Source organism: Rhizobium sp. 10N427 (assembly GCF_056394605.1).
On record NZ_JBFTID010000009.1, the window covers coordinates 122,409 to 138,852 of the forward strand.

Consider the following 16,444-nt stretch of genomic DNA (forward strand, 5'->3'; position numbering starts at 1 on the left):
CGGATGGTGGCGAGGGTTGCCGACAATGACGCATGCGAATTTTCCGGCAAAACCGAAAAAGCCGCGGAGCATCTGCACCGCGGCTTGAAACATGCGGACACGAATAGGCGTCAGTCGCGTTCGGCGATCATGGTCTGCCGCGAGAACTCGCCGTAATAGCCGCGCCAGTTGGCAACGGCGAAGCCGAAGACTACGAGCGCGCCGCCCTGATGCAGCAGGCCCCAATGCAGCGGCACGTGCAGCAGCAGCGTGGTGATGCCGATCGCCGCCTGGATGGTCACCAGCGCGAAGAGCACGACGGCGCGGCGCGCATGCGTTGTTGCCGGTGCGGCGCGCAGCGCGATCACCATGTTGATCAGCGTCAGCGCAAACAGCGTGTAGGCGCCGACGCGGTGGATGAACTGAACGGTCTTCGGGTTTTCGAAGAAGTTGATCCAGGCAGGCTGCTGGATCAGCAGATCGCCCGGAACGACGGAACCATCCATCAGCGGCCATGTATTGTAGGTGAAACCTGCATCCAGACCGGCAACGAGCGCGCCGAGATAGATCTGGAACAGCGCGAAAATGGCGATCACGGCCGCCCAGCGTCTGGAGCTCTGCGTCGGCGCTGCATCATCGGAATGCGGCGAGAGCCCCCGCATGATCCACATGCAGGAGGCAAAGATCAGACAGGCCATGACCAGATGGGTCGCAAGGCGATATTGGCTGACATCGGTGCGCACGGAGAGACCGGAGGACACCATCCACCAGCCGATGAAGCCCTGCAGACCGCCGAGCGCCAGAATACCCGCAAGCGGCCAGCGCAGGCGGCGCTCCACCTTGCCGGTGATCCAGAAATAGAGAAGCGGCAGGCCGAAGATGACGCCGATGCCGCGGGCAATCAGCCGGTGCGCCCACTCCCACCAAAAGATGCCCTTGAACTCCTCGACCGTCATGTCGCTGTTCAGCTGCTGGAATTCGGGAATACGCTGGTAGAGCTTGAATTCCTCGTCCCATTCCGTGGCATTCAGCGGCGGGATGACGCCATGGATCGGCTTCCATTCGGTGATCGACAAGCCGGAATTGGTCAGCCGCGTGGCGCCGCCGACCAGCACCAGACAGAAGAGCGCCAGCAGCACGAAACCCAGCCAGATGCGCAATGCGCGGCGGTCGCGATCCTGCTTGCGGACTTCGCCCCGGATTGTCTGCTCGGTGGTCATATTCGCGACGGCCATGATTGCTCCTTCGTTACGGCAGTTGATTTGCCCCAGCGGCTCATGCAAAACAAGCCCCGAACCTTTGCGGCATGCCGTCGCGCTGTCCAAGCAACCCGGAAGATTGAACTGATATGCCCGTTCGCCTGCGCAAATTCATCGGCACGATCCTGATCATCGTCCTCGTGCTCGCCTATGCGCTGATCGCGAATACGATCGCCGTCGCCACGCTTGGCGAGGCGCCGTGGTGGGGCCACCTGCTCTATTTCGCGCTGACCGGCATGCTCTGGGTGCTTCCCGCCATGCTGATCATCAAGTGGATGGCCGGGCCGAGGCAGCAATAGCGCATTAACGCGCAGATAACCGTGATCGGCGGAAAAGCGCGCGCCACGGCCGGCGTTTAAATCCTCGATAGGCTCCGCAGCGCTATATCCTCTGGCAAGCAATCTTGACCGGAGAATTCCCGTGCGGACCCAGAAGCTCGATGCCGACCAGCAGCCGCTCGACGACGCAGGCAAGGCCGATGCCGGCATTTCGCGGCTCAGGTCGCTCAGCGCCAAGCTGGCGATCACCGAACTGGATGTAAGCGTCCACGATGCGATGGAGCCGCTGGAGCGCGATTGGCGGACGCTGGAGAAGGACCACCTCACCTCTCTGCATCAGGGCTATGAATGGTGCCGCTCCTGGGTGCGCGCCTATAAGCGGCCGCTGGCGATCCTGAAAGGCAGCACGCATGGCAAGGTTGTCTTCATTCTGCCGGTCGAGATCGATAGCAGCCACGGCGTCCGGATCGCCCGCTTCATCGGCGCCGATCACAGCAATATCAACACCGGCCTGTTTTCCGAACATTTCCTGGAAGCCTTTGAAGACCTTGATCCCCAGCGCTTTGCCGAAATCCTGAAACAGGCGCTGCAGGGCAAGGCCGATCTTCTGCTGCTGCAGAACATTCCGCTAGAATGGCGCGGGCGGCGAAACCCGCTCGGCCTGCTGCCGATGGTGCAAAACCAGAACCATGCCTATCAGCTGCCGCTGCTCGACAATTTCGAGGCAACGCTGAAGCAGGTGAATGCCAAGAGCCGCCGCAAAAAGTTCCGCGTCCAGTCGAAGCGGCTGGAGGCCGTCGGCGGGTTCGACTATGTGGATGGGGGCACGCTTGGCGAACAGCACGCGCTGCTCGACCTGTTCTTCAAGCAAAAGGCGGAACGCTTCCGCACTCTCGGTCTGCCGGACGTTTTTGCCGATGCTGAGACGAAAGCCTTCCTGCACGGCCTTATCGATATTCGCGACGGCGGCGACTACGGCCTGGAAATGCATGCGCTGCGGCTGAAAGGCGAGCTTGCCGGCAAGATTGCCGCGGTTTCAGGCATCTCGCGCAAGGGTGATCACATTATCTGCCAGTTCGGCGCGATCGATGAGAGCCTGGTGCCGGATTCGAGCCCCGGTGAATTTCTCTATTGGCAGATGATATCGGGGCTGCAGGTCAAGGGCGTATCGCTCTTCGACTTCGGCCTTGGAGACCAGACCTACAAGCGTTCCTGGGCGCCTGTCGAAACCAGCCATTATGATGCGGTTCTGCCGCTGTCACTGAAGGGATCTATCGCCGGCGCGGCGCATCGCGCCATCACCAGAAGCAAGGCCTTCATCAAGGCCCGGCCGGGTTTCTATCGTGCCGCCCAGCGCGTTCGCGCCAGGATCGGTGTCTGACCGTCACGCCGCGTGGCGGGCAACATCAGGCTCGGCGGCTTCCCCGCCCGACATCAGCACGACGCGCTGATAGCCGGCCTTTTCGAACTCCGTCATGGCATGGACGAACTCGTCCTCCAACACTTCGGGCATCGACAGGATGATTTCGACATCCTTGCTGCGGGTCAGGCGCGAGACGCCTGCCACATCGGCCGCGCCGCATTCGACGACGACGATATCATAAGCCGACATCAGCGCATCCAGTAGCAGCGAGAGCCGGTCGGCGCCGCGCATGGCCTGGCGCACATCGCTGGTGCCCTGCGGAATGAGATGGGCGTCCGAGGCGCGGTCGCGGTGGATCGTATCGCCGAAAGCGGCAACGCCGCAAAGCAGATCGGTCACACCGGGCGCTTCCAGATCTTCGGCCATTAGAACCGTCGGATAACCGGAGCCGGTCATATCAACCAGAATGGTGCGCTGGCCGGACGCCGAGAGCTTGCGGGCCAGTGCAACAGTGGCAGCAGATCCATCGTCACCAACGGGTGATATGGCGATTGCCAGCGGCGCGCGGCTGCTGGTCAGGTATTCGGCAACGGAGCCGATCGAGAACTCGTTGTCGTCAGCGGGCTCTACGGTTTCTGCCGGCTCTTCGACAACCACGTCGTCCTCGTGTGCAGACAGCATGCTCGGCGCTGCCGCGCGCTTGGACTTGATCGGCGCGGCAACGGTGAGCGGCTCGTCTTCGGTCCGGGCGGCCGGGACGGCGGATGCACCGACAGGACGCAGTGCGCGGCCGCTGAAAAGCTCTGCCAGCATGATGAAGATCGAGGTGAGGATCAGCGTTGCGAAAGTGGCGACGATGACGATCGGCACGACCTTCGGGAAATAGGGATCGACCGGCTGGACAGCCTTGGAAACGACGCGGGCATCGGCCGGGCTTGAATTGCTGTCGGCGCGCGAGGCGGCTTCGCGGTAGCGGACGAGATAGGTCTCGAGCAGCTGGCGCTGGGCATTGGCTTCGCGCTGCAGGGCATTGAGGCCGACTTCGTCTTCACCGGCCTTGGCGCTATTCTGCTGAAGCGTAGTGGACTGGCGCTCGAGCTCGGCGGCACGAAGATCGGCGACCTTCGATTCGTTCTCGATGCTGGTCAGGATCTTCTGCGTCTCCTGGCGGATCTGCGTCTTGATGTCGGCGAGCTGTGCCCGCAGGCTGCGAAGCCGCGGGTGGTTGTTGAGCAGCGATGTGCTGAGATCGGAAATCTGCGACTGTAGGCCGGACTCAGTGCCCTTCAGCCGCTGCATCGACTGCGATGCCATGATATCCGGCAGCGTATCGGACGGTGCGCCCGACGACAGAGCATTGCGGACGGCCTGTGCGCGGGCCTCGGCATTGGCCTTCTCGCCACGGACGCGCGTCAGCTCCGCGGAAATATCGTTCAGCTGCTGGGTCGGGAAATTGCTGCCGCCATTGGTGGGCAGCAAGCCATATACCGAGCGGTATTCGGCAACCTTCTGCTCGGCATCGCTGACCTTCTGACGCAGGCTTTCGATCTCGGGCTCCAGCCAGCGGGTCGCTTCGGAGTTGGAATCGAGCTTCGCACCGCTCTGGGTGGCGAGATAGACGGAGGCCATCGCATTGGGGATGCGGGCGGCGAGCTTCGGATCCTTGGAAGTGAAATTGATGCCGATGACGCGGGAGCCCGGCACCTGGAAGACCTGCAGGCGCTCCGTGAACGCATCGATGACGCGCTCTTCCGGCGGGTTCTCGGCCGGGTTCTTCTTCAGATGCAGCGCAATCAGGATATCGGTCAGCGCCGAGCCGTTGGCGGCCTCGTCGAATTCGGGGAGCTCGTAAAGCTTCTCGCTGTTAATGACCTTCTTGATCAGATCGGCCGATTGCAGCAGCTGCACCTGGCTGGCGATGTTCAGTTCGTCCAGCAGCGGCCCGGCATTGGCATCGGCAGACTGGGTGTTGGCGAAGGCCGGTGCGCGCTGTTCGATCAGCAACCGCGTTTCGCCGCGGTATTTCGGCGCAATCATCTTGGCGCCGGCGAAAGCGACCCCTGCCCCGACCAGCGTGATCGCGACGACCTTGAGCCGCCGTTCCCATACCGCACGGACAAGCTGGCCAAGATCGATATCGACATCCTGATTACCCGTTACGCCGGACATACTCGCACTCCAAGAACAAAGGTGTGGCGAAGGGTAAACGACTATAGTAACCCAAGCGTTAATTACCGGCTGGGCAAGTAAGGCGCCTAAACCTGCCGTCTTCCAAAAAATCCTGCAAATTTTTACCGGGCATTAACCCTAACGGATTGATAACGGCAGGGACCAAGTTCGTTTCCTGTGAGCACAGTCGAATGCCTTTCGCAAAGCCCAAGATGTTTCTGGCCCTGAGCCTTGCCGCGATGACCGCGGTACTGAGCGGCTGCAACACCTATAAGCCGGCGCCGAAGGCTTTCCAGCAGGCGACGATTCAGCCCTATACGCTGGATAGCGGCGACCGGCTGCGGATCACCGTCTTCGATCAGCCGAGCATGACCAACAGCTACACGGTCGATCAGGCAGGCTATGTCGCCTTCCCGCTCGTCGGTCAGGTCCCTGCCCGCGGCCGCACGCTGCAGCAGCTTTCCGGCCAGCTTGCCGCCAAGCTCAAGCAGGGTTATCTACGCGATCCTGACGTCACCATCGATGTCGACCGCTACCGTTCCATCTACGTCATGGGTGAAGTCGGCCAGCCCGGCCAATATGCCTATGTTCCAGGCCTGACCGTGCAGAACGCCATTGCGGTGGCCGGCGGCTTCTCTTCCCGCGCCAATCAGGCCAGCGTCGACGTGACACGCAAGATCAACGGCCAAGTCATCACCGGCCGCGTCAACATCTCGTCCGCCATCATTGCCGGCGACACCATCTACGTCCGCGAACGGCTGTTCTGATCGCATATGGCAGACGAACAACGGCCTCTCCGCATCATCCACTGCTTCAGGTCACCGATCGGTGGCATTTTTCGCCATGTCCGCGATCTCGTCGAGGAGCACAGCAAGGCCGGTCACGAGGTCGGCATTCTCTGCGACAGTTCGACCGGCGGCGAGCACGAGGACCGGCTGTTCGACGACATCCGTCCCTATCTTTCGCTGGGGCTGACGCGCGTGCCGATCCGCCGCGCCCCCGGCATCTCGGATATCCCTGTTATCTGGGATACATACAAGACGATTAAAAGTTTGCGGCCTGATGTGCTGCACGGACACGGCGCCAAAGGCGGTGTGCTCGCGCGGCTCGTTGGCTCAGCCCTGCGGGTGAACAGGTATCGCGTAGCCCGCCTCTATACCGCCCATGGCGGAAGCCTGCATTATTCCCGCACCTCGCTCCTCGGGCAATTCGTGCTCAAGATGGAGCGGCTGCAGGAATATCTGACCGACGCGCTCGTCTTCATCTGCGAATACGAGCGCGACACCTACATGAAGAAGGTCGGCAAGCCGAAGACCAAGACGCGGCTGATCTATAACGGCATCGGGGAGCGCGACTTCCAGGTGATCCCGACCCGATCCGACGCCGTCCAGTTCATCTACATCGGCATGCTCAGGGACCTTAAGGGTCCCGATCTTTTTGTGGATGCCTTTGCCAGGACGGAGCGTCTGGCCGGGCGGCCGCTCTCGGCGCTGATGATCGGCGATGGCCCTGACCGCGACAAATACCGCGACATGATGGTCGAGCGCGGGCTCGGAAAACGCATCAGCATGCTGCCGGCGATGCGGGTGCAGGACGCCTTCACCATGTCCGACAATGTCGTCGTCCCCTCCCGCGCCGAAGCCATGCCCTATATCGTTCTCGAGGCACTCGGCGCCGGCAAGACCGTCATCGCCAGCCGTGTCGGCGGCATCCCTGAGGTGCTCGGCAAGGACAGCAGGGCGCTGGTGGCGCCAGGCGACGCCGGTGATCTGGCGCGGGTGATGGCGGAAGCAATCGCCAAGCCCGGATGGGGGCGGCAAACCATGCCGTCGGCAGACGCCGTGAAGGCGGTTTTCTCCGCACCTGTGATGGCCAAAGATGTTCTGAAACTATACTACGAGCTCGTGGGTATGACGCCGCAGCCGGCAAATATATAAGATCTCGTAAATCTTTCTTAGGGGCTTGGTGTTAAGCCGTTCGTATCAACGAGCGGCGGTAGCCTCATGAACAAGGCAGAAAAGAACGATCAGTTCGACGTCGATACGCTGCGAAAGCGGGTTTCGGACATCAATGTGCGTGGCGACGGCGATGAAAAGCCGGACGAGGCCGCGACCATCAACGCCTATGCGCTGCAGATCGCCGAGCAGTTCCGCGAAGGCACACATTCGCCTTCGATCATCATCGGCCAGTTCCGCCTGTTCGAATTCGCCTCGCAATTCCTGATCGGACTGCTGGCATTCCTGATCTGGCCGGGCGACGGCAGCGAAAGTTTCGGCGCACGCGTGGCCATGTCCTTTGTGGCAGCGGCTCTTGCGGTCATCAGCCTGCAGATCAGCGATACCTATTCGATCCCGGCGCTGCGCTCGCGCGTCCGGCTGCTGCCGCGGATCTTCCTGTCCTGGGGCGCAGCCTTCATCGTCACGGCTCTGATCTTCGCGCTGGTGCGCGATGTATCGCTGACGCAGATCCAGATCCATCTGGCCTGGTTCTCGCTTTCCGGTCTCTTTCTCATCGGTACCCGATTCCTCGTTGCCTACGGTATCCGGAACTGGGCGCGCAACGGCGTCATGGAACGGCGCGCCGTGATCGTCGGCGGCGGCGATCCGGCGAAAGACCTGATCCGCCTGCTCGAGCTGCAACCCGACAACGATATCCGCATCTGCGGCATCTTCGACGACCGCGGCGAAAAGCGCTCGCCGATCATGGTCGCCGGTTATCCGAAGCTCGGCACCGTCGCCGAACTCGTTGAGTTCGTGCGCCTAACACGCATCGACATGCTGATCATCGCCCTGCCGCTCAGCGCCGAAGCGCGCATCCTGCAGCTCTTGAAGAAGCTCTGGGTGCTGCCCGTCGATATCCGCCTTGCCGCCCATGCCAACCGCTTGCGCTTCCGCCCGCGCGCCTATTCGCATGTCGGCACCGTGCCGATGCTCGATATCTTCAAGAAACCGATCCAGGATTGGGATTCGGTTGCCAAGCGCGGTTTCGACCTGTTCTTCGCATCGCTGGCGCTGCTCTTGCTCTGGCCGGTGATGGTCGCCACGGCGATCGCCATCAAGCTGACCTCGAAGGGCCCCGTGTTCTTCATGCAGAAGCGCCACGGCTTCAACAACGAGATCATCAACGTCTTCAAATTCCGTTCGATGTACACGCATCTGAGCGATCCGACGGCGAAGGCCGCCGTCACCAAGGGCGACCCGCGCGTCACCCCTGTCGGCCGCTTCATCCGCAAATCGTCGATCGACGAACTGCCGCAACTGTTCAACGTGCTGCGCGGCGAGTTGTCGCTGGTCGGCCCACGCCCCCACGCCGTTCTCGCCCAGGCCCGCGACCGCGCCTTCGGCGATGTCGTCGAAGGCTATTTCGCCCGCCACCGCGTCAAGCCCGGCGTCACCGGCTGGGCGCAGATCAACGGCTGGCGCGGCGAAGTCGACAACGACGACAAGATCAAGTTCCGCACGGCCTACGATCTCTACTATATCGAGAACTGGTCGCTCTGGTTCGACCTGAAGATCCTGTTCCTGACGCCGATCCGGCTGCTGAACACGGAAAACGCCTATTGAGCGCGATCGAGGCGACATACGCGCGCGTCTCCGACCCGCAGCGCGTGACGCTGCGGCTGATCGGCTCCGCGATGGTTGCCTTCGGCGTGTTCCTCTCGGGCTTCGTCATCGACGAGCCGGCGCCCTATGAACTCTGGATGGCCGGGCTGACCGGCATCTGGTTCATCCTCGGCCTTCGCATATCGCGCTACAGCGGTATCTTGCTCGCCCTGCTCCTCACCTTCAATGTCGGCGGCATGCTGTCGCTGACGCAGATGAAGGACATGACCGGCGGGCCGATGTATGTGGCGGTCTCCACCTTCCTGGCGCTGACCTCCGTCTTCTATGCGGCGATCATCGAGGACAATGCCAAGCGCCTTTTGCTGATCTTCGACGCCTGGGTCTTTGCCGCCGTCATCACCTCGGCGCTCGGCATTCTCGGCTATTTTCACGCCTTTCCCGGCTCCGAGGTGTTCACCCTCTACGACCGCGCCAAGGGCGCCTTCCAGGATCCGAACGTCTTCGGCCCCTTCCTCGTCGCCCCTTCCCTCTATCTTGTGCACGGGATGCTGACGCGCAGCCTCTTGAGCTCACCGATCCGCGCCTTCGCGTTGCTGATCCTGGCGCTCGGCGTCTTCCTGTCTTTTTCGCGCGCCGCCTGGGGGCTGTTCCTCTTGACGATCGTCATCCTGATCTTCGTGATGCTGCTGAAAGAGCGCACCGGCGCCTTCCGGCTGAAGATCCTGCTGATGTCGATGACCGCCGTCATCCTGATGGTCGCCGCCTTGGTGATCGCCCTGCAGATCCCGCAGGTCGCCGACCTCTTCAGCACCCGCGCGCAGCTCGTCCAGCAATATGACGGCGAATATCTCGGCCGGTTCGACCGCCATCGGATCGGCTTCCAGATGATGATGGAACGACCCTTCGGCATCGGCCCGATGGTGTTCGGCACGATCTTTCCAGAAGACGAGCACAATATCTGGCTGAAATGCCTGACAACATACGGCTGGCTCGGCTTCGTCACCTATGTGTCGATGCTGATCTGGACCATCTATCTCGGCTTCAAGAATCTGTTGAAGGACCGCCCCTGGCAGCCCTTCCTGATGATCGCCTGGATCTGCGTCATCGGCCACGCAACGATCGGCAACGTCATCGACATCGACCACTGGCGCCACGTCTATCTGCTGTTCGGGATCGTTTGGGGATGTTCAGCTCTGGAGCACCGCTACCAGCGTGAATTGTCTGGCGATACCGTGGCCCGCGCCACTTGAGAAGCGCGCCATCCGCGCTACAATTCCTCTGATGRTCACAGGAACACAGATACGCGGCGCGCGCGCCATGACCGGCATGAGCATCGAGGAACTGGCCGGTGCCGCCGGGCTCTCGACGCAGACGGTCTCCGCTCTCGAACATGGCACCGGCACGGGTGAACCGCAGGCGTTTCTCGCCGCCAAGCATGCGCTCGAAGCTGCCGGAATCGTCTTCATCGCCAGCGGCAATCACGACGAAGGCGGCCCCGGCGTGCGGCTGAAAGCCCGCCCGAACGGCGATGACGGGCTGAGGCCGGACGAGCTTAACGCCACCAACGACGACTGAGACGGAACCAAACCCGTTCTCATACGTTTTCCGCCGCGCAATCAACGCGTTGAGGGAAAACATCTTGAATCGTAGCAATGGACTTTATTTCGTCATCGGCGCTCTGCTGGTCGTCGTCGTCGGCCTGGGCGCCTATATTTACCGTGAAGAAAGCAAGCCTGAGGGCGTCGAGCTCAGCATCGGCCAGAACGGCGTTTCCGTCGAGCAGAAGTAATCTTCAGAGGTAGGCCTTGGTCAGGGCGGCGAGCTTTGCGCCGTCCCTGACGCCCTGACGGTAGAGCTGGATCATCACGGCGCCAAGGCGCTCGGCTTCCTGCGTGCGGCGGCCAACGCCGCGATTTTCGCAGACTTCATCCAGAATGTTCGAGATCACGTCGAGATCCTCCGAAAACAACGGCAGGTCGCGCGGATGGATGGGTGTGGCGAGCATCGCAGCAGCACTTCATGAAGGCCTGATGCGGGACATCCGCAACGGCACGAATGGATCGGGAACACGCTCACTATGCGCGCCGATCTCACGCTTTGCAACTGCCGGAAATTTATCGGGAACAAAGCCAGTGGGCGGGCGTTTGCTGGCAGGTTCCGTTCAGTATCGAAGATCGTGTCATGAGTCAGAGAAATTTCCCCTCCCCCGTCCGCGTCAAATCCGCAACCGCGGGCCTTATCATTTCCACCGCCTGGGAGGCTGTCGAATTCCTGAAGCGCTGGCCGGGCAAGCGCGGCCGCGAATACCGCATCGCCATGCAGCATTGCCTCGACGCGCTCGATGGGCTGATCAGCGCCGGAAAGGCGCGACTGTCCTTCATCACCGCCGTTCGCTCGGCAGGACTGCTGGAATAGTGCCGATCACGCTTTAATGTTTGCGGATCGGGATCACGTCCGCCAGACGCGGATGCAGGGCGCCATCGGTGATCGCCTTGCCGCTGATCTCGATCAGATATTCCTCGGCAAGCTCGCACAGCGCCCGCGCCACATCGCCCTCACCCCAGCCCGCGCGCACCGCCGCCTCGGACAAGGCCTGAAACGCCTCGGCAAGCTGCCCGCGTGGACTGTCATCAAATCTGCGATCGGTCATGGCCGTCCCCAGCACGCCGCCATGGCGCATGGGTGGAAGAATACGGCCCGCAGCGGAGAAAAGGCGAGGACTATTCACAATTCGCCACGGCCAAATTTGGTGGGGTTGGCGCGGATGCTATAAAGAAGAATACGGCGGACTACCGTGACGAAAGCGTCGCGCGGAAGGCAAGCCTCGCCGCCTTGATCTCGACTTGAGGCGCCAGTTGCCCATCCTATGCCGATCCAAACACAGTATACCGGTGCCTTCTCGTTAAGGCGGATGTGCCCCGGCCTTGTCGACCGGGGCACGCTTTCTTTCATCTTTCCAGCGCTATACAGCCTGGCGTCAGAGCTTCAATGCCCACCGCTGGCCGATGCATCCGTCATCTTTTCGAGCACCTGATCCAGGCTGAAGCTCGCAGATTTCTGCCGGGGCGGAAACTCTTTGAACGATGACAGGAATTCCGCTACGCCTGCCTGGGCCGGCACAAGCAGATAGATGTGCCGGAACATCCAATCGTAGAACGTATTGGAGGTCTGTATCGCGCGTTCGTATGGATCCATCCGCAGATTGAAAATATACGGCGTGCGCAGCACGACGAACGGTTCCAGCCATATTTTGAGCGTCGTCTCGACACGCTGTTCCATGAACATCATTTTCCAGTTGTCGTATCGCAAGGCGGCGACGTCGCCGTCATCGGTGAAGTAGATGAAGCCCTTGCGCGGGCTCTCGGCCTCTTTGCCTGTCAGGTAGGGCAGCAGGTTGTGGCCGTCGAGATGGACCTTGAATGTCGTATTGCCGACCTTGTGGCCCTTCTTCAGCTTTTCCTTGATATCGGACTCGCCGGCTATGGCAAGGATGGTTGGAAACCAGTCCTGATGGCTGATGATCCCGTTCGAGACCGACCCGGCCTTGATATGGCCCGGAAAACGAACCATGCATGGAACGCGATAGGCGCCTTCCCAGCTTGTGTTCTTTTCGGACCGGAACGGCGTCATGCCCGCATCCGGCCAGGTGTTCATGTGCGGACCGTTGTCTGTGCTGTACTGCACGAATGTATTGTCCGCGATTCCGAGCTTGTCGATGAAGTCGAGCATCTCGCCGATGCACTTGTCGTGATCGATCATCACGTCATGGTATTCCGACTGCCAACGTCCGGACTGCCCGCGGCTCTCCGGCTTGACATGCGTCCACGCATGCATGTGTGACGTGTTGAACCAGACGAAGAACGGCTCGCCAGCGTCGTGGGCAGCTTTGATGAATTTCTTGGCCGCCGCCAGGAATTCGTCGTCGCAGGTCTCCATGCGCTTCTTCGTCAGCGGGCCGGTATTCTCGATCTTCTGACCGCCTTTTCCATCCGCCCAGCAATGCAGGACGCCGCGGGGACCATATTTCTTCCTGAACTCGGGGAAGTCCTTCGCGTTCGGGTAATCGACTTCTTCGGGCTCCTCCTCGGCGTTGAGGTGGTAGAGGTTGCCAAAGAACTCATCGAAGCCGTGCACCGTCGGCAGATGTTCGTCGCGGTCGCCCAGATGGTTCTTGCCGAATTGCCCGGTCCGGTAGCCGAGCGGCTTGAGGGCTTGAGCAATGGTGATGTCTTCGGCCTTGAGGCCCAGTTCAGCGCCGGGAAGGCCGACCTTAGTCAGGCCGGTCCGCAGACCGCACTGGCCGGTTATGAAGGCGGCACGGCCCGCCGTGCAACTCTGCTCCGCATAGGAGTCCGTAAAGATCATGCCTTCGCTTGCAAGGCGGTCGATATTGGGCGTCTTGTAGCCCATCAGGCCCCTGGTGTAGCAACTGAGGTTCGACTGTCCGATATCGTCTCCCCACATGATTAGAACGTTCGGTTTCTTGGTCGCCATTTCTGAGTTCCTTTTTCCGATGAGGTACAGTCGGTGTGCCGTGCCAATTCTTGATTGGACTGCGCGCAGGGCGTCGCCGAAATGTGCTTGCGGGGGGAAAACTGCTCTGCGAACCGGTGCTCGTCCAGTTGGACCTTGGTCCACCTAAGGCTGCGCAAACATCGGCTAAGGGCTGCCGTCGCAGCCATCATGCGGCAACAGGCATCTGCCGCCGGAACGTCTCGATCCGGCGCCGGAAATTCAGCCTGGCTGGCCTTCGGTTATTCCGGGGCGGCGGCCGCGTGACGCTCCCGCGCGGTTTCCTTCCGACGCTCGCGAAGCTCGCCCATATCCCGATTTATGAAGAAATTGAGGAACGTCCGGATAACCGCGATTGCCGCGAAGCGCCCGATCTCCTCCCAGCTCGGCGAGATCGACGTTTCGACGATGTCAGCCGCGAGCTGGAAGCTGAGACCGGCAACCAGCCAGCGGCCGAACGTCAGCCAGACGAGACTGCGTTCCTCCTCTGACAGCCGCCCGGCCACGATGATCCTGATCGCCGCAACGAAAGCTTCAAGCGTGCCGTAGACAACGACGACAAGAGCAGCGCCATTGATGAGAACGACAGCGCGCTCGGTGAGGTAGACAAGCCATTCTTCCATTGCCGTCTCCTGCTGAAAAGCGTTTCACGCGGTTCACCACCGATGTCACGGCGGCGTCCATGCCACCCGATCGCGGCTAATGCGCCAGCGCAGATAGGGGATGGAAACCAGCGCTCCGACGATCAGATGCAAGATGACGACAGCCATGAACGCCGCCTTCTGATCCGGAAAATTCAGCGAGGCGATCGTCAGCGCCATGCCCGGATGGCGGCTGCATGTGGCGAGCGCAAGTGCCGTGCGATTACCGGGATCGGGGCCACCCAGGATGTGCCCGACAGCAAGCCCGATCAGCGTGAAGCATGCGAGCGCGATCAGCGAACCGTTGACGATCGTCGTCCAGATCGCGCCGGACATCGTGAAGAGGATGGGCAAGGCGCCGAGCACCAGGAGGATCATCGACAGCAGAGACACCGGGCGGACAAGTCTCTCCGCGAGATCCGGCATCAGCCGGTGAACGAGGATGCCAAGGGCCAGCGGGACGATCGCCGAAATCAGGATCACAGGCGCGATATCGGATGCCGAAACATGCGTCTCCCGGCCGAAATATTGCCCGATCCATTCGATCGACGAGGGGATGAATACAAGGGAGAGAAGCACTGCCGAAACCAGAAGGCCAACGGCATAGGACCGGGTCGCCCCATGCTTGCGTTCCTTGGTCGGCAAAAGCGGCGGCACCGGCGAGACTGCCAGTGCCAGCAGCACGACTTTCACCGGAAAGGTCAGATCGAAGATGGAAGCGCAAGCGACGACGATGAGCACCATCAAGACATTCATTGACAGGACGGCGCGCAGTAGAAGCCATGGCCGCCGGAACAGATAGGTAGCATCTTCGAGATTGGCAGCGAGGCCGAGCGCCAATACGTTGAGGAAGATGCTGGCCGTCAGAACGAGGGGGATGATCTGAGCAAGGGTCACGCTTGCGTTTCCTTTCGACTGTCAGCCAAACGGTCCCGCTCCGAAGGTCATGCCGGCAATCGCCAGCACGCCGGTCATCAGCAGAAGCACGGCGATGATCATGGTGAACGAGACAGGGAAGCGGCTCTCGCCGTGGATGAGGCCATCGGCCACCATGTCGTGCCTCAGGCCCCGCAAACCGGACATGAACTGGAGATGATAGACGATCCCGACGATCAGCATGCCCACCCCGAGCCCCACCAGCGCCAGGCCGAAATTTTTGGGCGAGCCGCTTTCGAGTGTGCCGGCGGCCTTCAGCTTGGCGAAGAACTGGAAGATCGTGAAACCGAAGCCAATCAGCGAAAGCGATGTGCGGATGACCGACATCAGCGTCCGGTCGGCGCTCATCCGCGTGCGCTGGAACGACATGCCCGTACGTCGCGATGACAGTTCTGTGGAGGTCTCGGCCTCGTTCATCTTCCATCCCCTGACAACCGTCAGATTGGAGCCTGCCGGCTGGCCGGTGAACGGCGAACTGGCACGGTATCAACTACACCATCGCGAATGACCGCCGTAATTGGCCTTAGGTCCAATAGTGCCGGATGGCGCGTGCAGGCGGCGCTCGCGAAGAATCCGAAATTGCGATAGCAGCAGCGAGATGACGGGGCGGGTGAATGCGGCATGAAAGTCTGCCGGAGCAAGGAGGTAGAGTCGCTTGGCAGCGGATCAGTTCAATATCAGCCTGATCGCGCGCGACACCGTCTCGCGCTCAACGGGCTTTACCAGGTAATTTGCGGCCCCGGCTCTCAGACAGCGTTCGCGCATCTTTGGAACGTCGCCGCCGGTGATGATGATCGCCGGAACCAGATGTCCGTCCTGCCGCATCCGCAGGACGATATCGATGCCGTTCAGGCCCGGCATGTGCATGTCGATCAACGCACAGGAGAACGTCGTCGTCAGCAGAGCGGCGAGAAAGGTTTCGCCCGCCGAAAATTCGACAGGATCGAAGGACAGGGAAGCAATCATCCGGCGCAGGGCGCGGCGCACGACCTCGTCGTCGTCCACGATAGCCACTCTGAGTTTTGCGCTCTCCATGACGCTGTCTTACAGCATGCGCCTGCCATCAGGAATTGGCCTTCAGTCCAATACCAATCAGCTCGCGCAGACCGAGGCGACTTCGCGTCAATGGTGTGCTGTCGCCGACATCCGCACGAGATCGGCAACCGTGCGGACGCCCATCTTTTCCATCATGCGGCCGCGATGAACTTTGATCGTCTTCTCGACCGTGCCGAGCTCTGCGGCAATCTGCTTGTTCAAACGCCCGGCAACGACACAGGTGAGGACCTCGCGCTCGCGGGCGGTCAGCGAGGCGATCCGCTGTTCGATCTGCCGCCGCTCCTCTCCGGCTTGCCGCGCGCCGGCATCGCGCTCGATTGCCGTGGCGACGGCCGCCATCAGCGACGCCGCATTCACCGGCTTGGTCAGGAAATCGATCGCGCCCGCCTTCATCGCCCGGACCGTGGCGGGGATATCCGCCTGCCCGGTCAGGAAGATGATGGGCCGCTCCACGCTTTCCGCCAGAAGAAGCTCCTGCACCGCCAACCCGTCCATGCCGGGCAGGCCGAGATCGACGATCGCGCATCCCGGGACCTCTGGATCGTGCTGCTTGAGAAACGCTTCGGCGCTGGTATGCGCCTCGACGTGATGCCCGAACGCGCCCAAAAGACGCTTCAGGGCCTTGAGGACCGCTTCGTCGTCATCGATCAGAAAGACGGTCACTGCTGCCGTATCGCTCATCGTGCTT

General features: G+C 61.4%; 19 protein-coding genes. 9 read left to right on the top strand and 10 right to left on the bottom strand.

Features of this window, described 5'->3' with window-relative positions; genetic code table 11:
- Positions 1 to 110: 110 nt before the first annotated feature.
- On the bottom strand, positions 111 to 1,214 hold the full coding sequence (locus tag AC1DIJ_RS19755) for a COX15/CtaA family protein (protein ID WP_112389634.1): 1,104 nt from the start codon (positions 1,212 to 1,214) through the stop codon (positions 111 to 113).
- Positions 1,215 to 1,327: 113 nt separating this feature from the next.
- Between AC1DIJ_RS19755 and AC1DIJ_RS19760 the strand changes: the two genes are divergently transcribed.
- Both AC1DIJ_RS19760 and AC1DIJ_RS19765 read left to right on the top strand, forming a co-directional pair.
- Positions 1,328 to 1,537, top strand: a complete 210-nt coding sequence (locus AC1DIJ_RS19760; RefSeq protein ID WP_112389633.1) for a DUF2842 domain-containing protein — start codon at positions 1,328 to 1,330, stop codon at positions 1,535 to 1,537.
- Between the two features lie 121 nt (positions 1,538 to 1,658).
- Complete coding sequence (locus AC1DIJ_RS19765; RefSeq protein ID WP_112389632.1) at positions 1,659 to 2,897, top strand: GNAT family N-acetyltransferase; 1,239 nt, start codon at positions 1,659 to 1,661, stop codon at positions 2,895 to 2,897.
- A 3-nt stretch (positions 2,898 to 2,900) separates the two neighbouring features.
- On the opposite strand, the gene AC1DIJ_RS19770 is transcribed toward AC1DIJ_RS19765, so the two are convergent.
- On the bottom strand, positions 2,901 to 5,048 hold the full coding sequence (locus tag AC1DIJ_RS19770; RefSeq protein WP_112389631.1) for an exopolysaccharide transport family protein: 2,148 nt from the start codon (positions 5,046 to 5,048) through the stop codon (positions 2,901 to 2,903).
- Between the two features lie 191 nt (positions 5,049 to 5,239).
- Here AC1DIJ_RS19770 and AC1DIJ_RS19775 point away from each other — a divergent pair, with 191 nt between their 5' ends.
- The 6 genes from AC1DIJ_RS19775 to AC1DIJ_RS19800 all read left to right on the top strand — a co-directional run bounded on the left by AC1DIJ_RS19775 (position 5,240) and on the right by AC1DIJ_RS19800 (position 10,400).
- A complete protein-coding gene (locus AC1DIJ_RS19775) occupies positions 5,240 to 5,815 on the top strand; it encodes a polysaccharide biosynthesis/export family protein (protein WP_112389630.1) in 576 nt (191 codons plus the stop codon).
- Positions 5,816 to 5,821: 6 nt separating this feature from the next.
- Positions 5,822 to 6,985: a glycosyltransferase family 4 protein gene (locus AC1DIJ_RS19780; protein ID WP_112389629.1), complete on the top strand. Its 1,164-nt coding sequence runs from the start codon at positions 5,822 to 5,824 to the stop codon at positions 6,983 to 6,985.
- Between the two features lie 66 nt (positions 6,986 to 7,051).
- Positions 7,052 to 8,611, top strand: coding sequence for an undecaprenyl-phosphate glucose phosphotransferase (locus AC1DIJ_RS19785; protein WP_112389628.1), 1,560 nt, complete (start codon positions 7,052 to 7,054; stop codon positions 8,609 to 8,611).
- Positions 8,608 to 9,861: an O-antigen ligase family protein gene (locus AC1DIJ_RS19790; protein WP_112389627.1), complete on the top strand. Its 1,254-nt coding sequence runs from the start codon at positions 8,608 to 8,610 to the stop codon at positions 9,859 to 9,861. The genes AC1DIJ_RS19785 and AC1DIJ_RS19790 overlap by 4 nt, the downstream gene beginning before the upstream one ends.
- Positions 9,862 to 9,892: 31 nt before the next feature.
- Positions 9,893 to 10,186, top strand: coding sequence for a helix-turn-helix domain-containing protein (locus tag AC1DIJ_RS19795; RefSeq protein ID WP_477831522.1), 294 nt, complete (start codon positions 9,893 to 9,895; stop codon positions 10,184 to 10,186).
- A 64-nt stretch (positions 10,187 to 10,250) separates the two neighbouring features.
- Positions 10,251 to 10,400, top strand: coding sequence for a hypothetical protein (locus tag AC1DIJ_RS19800; RefSeq protein WP_477831523.1), 150 nt, complete (start codon positions 10,251 to 10,253; stop codon positions 10,398 to 10,400).
- Positions 10,401 to 10,403: 3 nt separating this feature from the next.
- On the opposite strand, the gene AC1DIJ_RS19805 is transcribed toward AC1DIJ_RS19800, so the two are convergent.
- On the bottom strand, positions 10,404 to 10,616 hold the full coding sequence (locus AC1DIJ_RS19805; protein ID WP_112389625.1) for a hypothetical protein: 213 nt from the start codon (positions 10,614 to 10,616) through the stop codon (positions 10,404 to 10,406).
- A 176-nt stretch (positions 10,617 to 10,792) separates the two neighbouring features.
- Here AC1DIJ_RS19805 and AC1DIJ_RS19810 point away from each other — a divergent pair, with 176 nt between their 5' ends.
- Positions 10,793 to 11,026 (top strand): DUF982 domain-containing protein, encoded by a 234-nt coding sequence (locus tag AC1DIJ_RS19810; protein WP_112389624.1) that lies wholly within the window; start codon positions 10,793 to 10,795, stop codon positions 11,024 to 11,026.
- 13 nt (positions 11,027 to 11,039) lie between these two features.
- Here AC1DIJ_RS19810 and AC1DIJ_RS19815 read toward each other — a convergent pair whose 3' ends face one another.
- The 7 genes from AC1DIJ_RS19815 to AC1DIJ_RS19845 form a co-directional block, all read right to left on the bottom strand.
- A complete protein-coding gene (locus AC1DIJ_RS19815; protein ID WP_112389746.1) occupies positions 11,040 to 11,261 on the bottom strand; it encodes a hypothetical protein in 222 nt (73 codons plus the stop codon).
- A gap of 335 nt (positions 11,262 to 11,596) precedes the next feature.
- The gene (locus AC1DIJ_RS19820; protein ID WP_112389623.1) at positions 11,597 to 13,105 is read right to left on the bottom strand and encodes an arylsulfatase; all 1,509 of its coding nucleotides are present in this window, start codon (positions 13,103 to 13,105) and stop codon (positions 11,597 to 11,599) included.
- 260 nt (positions 13,106 to 13,365) lie between these two features.
- Entirely contained in the window at positions 13,366 to 13,746 is a 381-nt protein-coding gene (locus tag AC1DIJ_RS19825; protein WP_112389622.1) for a DUF1622 domain-containing protein, read from the bottom strand.
- A gap of 45 nt (positions 13,747 to 13,791) precedes the next feature.
- Positions 13,792 to 14,661 carry a bile acid:sodium symporter family protein gene (locus AC1DIJ_RS19830; protein ID WP_112389621.1) on the bottom strand — a complete coding sequence of 290 codons (870 nt, stop codon included), beginning with the start codon at positions 14,659 to 14,661 and terminating at the stop codon, positions 13,792 to 13,794.
- Positions 14,662 to 14,682: 21 nt separating this feature from the next.
- Positions 14,683 to 15,117 carry a YidH family protein gene (locus tag AC1DIJ_RS19835; protein WP_442208820.1) on the bottom strand — a complete coding sequence of 145 codons (435 nt, stop codon included), beginning with the start codon at positions 15,115 to 15,117 and terminating at the stop codon, positions 14,683 to 14,685.
- Positions 15,118 to 15,366: 249 nt separating this feature from the next.
- Complete coding sequence (locus AC1DIJ_RS19840; protein WP_442208821.1) at positions 15,367 to 15,714, bottom strand: response regulator transcription factor; 348 nt, start codon at positions 15,712 to 15,714, stop codon at positions 15,367 to 15,369.
- A 108-nt stretch (positions 15,715 to 15,822) separates the two neighbouring features.
- The gene (locus tag AC1DIJ_RS19845; protein ID WP_112389619.1) at positions 15,823 to 16,437 is read right to left on the bottom strand and encodes a response regulator transcription factor; all 615 of its coding nucleotides are present in this window, start codon (positions 16,435 to 16,437) and stop codon (positions 15,823 to 15,825) included.
- Between the last annotated feature and the right edge of the window lie 7 nt (positions 16,438 to 16,444).

Excerpts from the sequence above, each read along its gene's own strand:
- AC1DIJ_RS19835 (WP_442208820.1), bottom strand. The coding sequence starts at position 15,117 with ATGAACGAGGCCGAGACCTCCACAGAACTGTCATCGCGACGTACGGGC.
- AC1DIJ_RS19780 (WP_112389629.1), top strand. The coding sequence starts at position 5,822 with ATGGCAGACGAACAACGGCCTCTCCGCATCATCCACTGCTTCAGGTCA.
- AC1DIJ_RS19755 (WP_112389634.1), bottom strand. The coding sequence starts at position 1,214 with ATGGCCGTCGCGAATATGACCACCGAGCAGACAATCCGGGGCGAAGTC.
- AC1DIJ_RS19845 (WP_112389619.1), bottom strand. The coding sequence starts at position 16,437 with ATGAGCGATACGGCAGCAGTGACCGTCTTTCTGATCGATGACGACGAA.
- AC1DIJ_RS19820 (WP_112389623.1), bottom strand. The coding sequence starts at position 13,105 with ATGGCGACCAAGAAACCGAACGTTCTAATCATGTGGGGAGACGATATC.
- AC1DIJ_RS19815 (WP_112389746.1), bottom strand. The coding sequence starts at position 11,261 with ATGACCGATCGCAGATTTGATGACAGTCCACGCGGGCAGCTTGCCGAG.
- AC1DIJ_RS19805 (WP_112389625.1), bottom strand. The coding sequence starts at position 10,616 with ATGCTCGCCACACCCATCCATCCGCGCGACCTGCCGTTGTTTTCGGAG.
- AC1DIJ_RS19770 (WP_112389631.1), bottom strand. The coding sequence starts at position 5,048 with ATGTCCGGCGTAACGGGTAATCAGGATGTCGATATCGATCTTGGCCAG.
- AC1DIJ_RS19775 (WP_112389630.1), top strand. The coding sequence starts at position 5,240 with ATGCCTTTCGCAAAGCCCAAGATGTTTCTGGCCCTGAGCCTTGCCGCG.
- AC1DIJ_RS19760 (WP_112389633.1), top strand. The coding sequence starts at position 1,328 with ATGCCCGTTCGCCTGCGCAAATTCATCGGCACGATCCTGATCATCGTC.
- AC1DIJ_RS19785 (WP_112389628.1), top strand. The coding sequence starts at position 7,052 with ATGAACAAGGCAGAAAAGAACGATCAGTTCGACGTCGATACGCTGCGA.
- AC1DIJ_RS19825 (WP_112389622.1), bottom strand. The coding sequence starts at position 13,746 with ATGGAAGAATGGCTTGTCTACCTCACCGAGCGCGCTGTCGTTCTCATC.
- AC1DIJ_RS19810 (WP_112389624.1), top strand. The coding sequence starts at position 10,793 with ATGAGTCAGAGAAATTTCCCCTCCCCCGTCCGCGTCAAATCCGCAACC.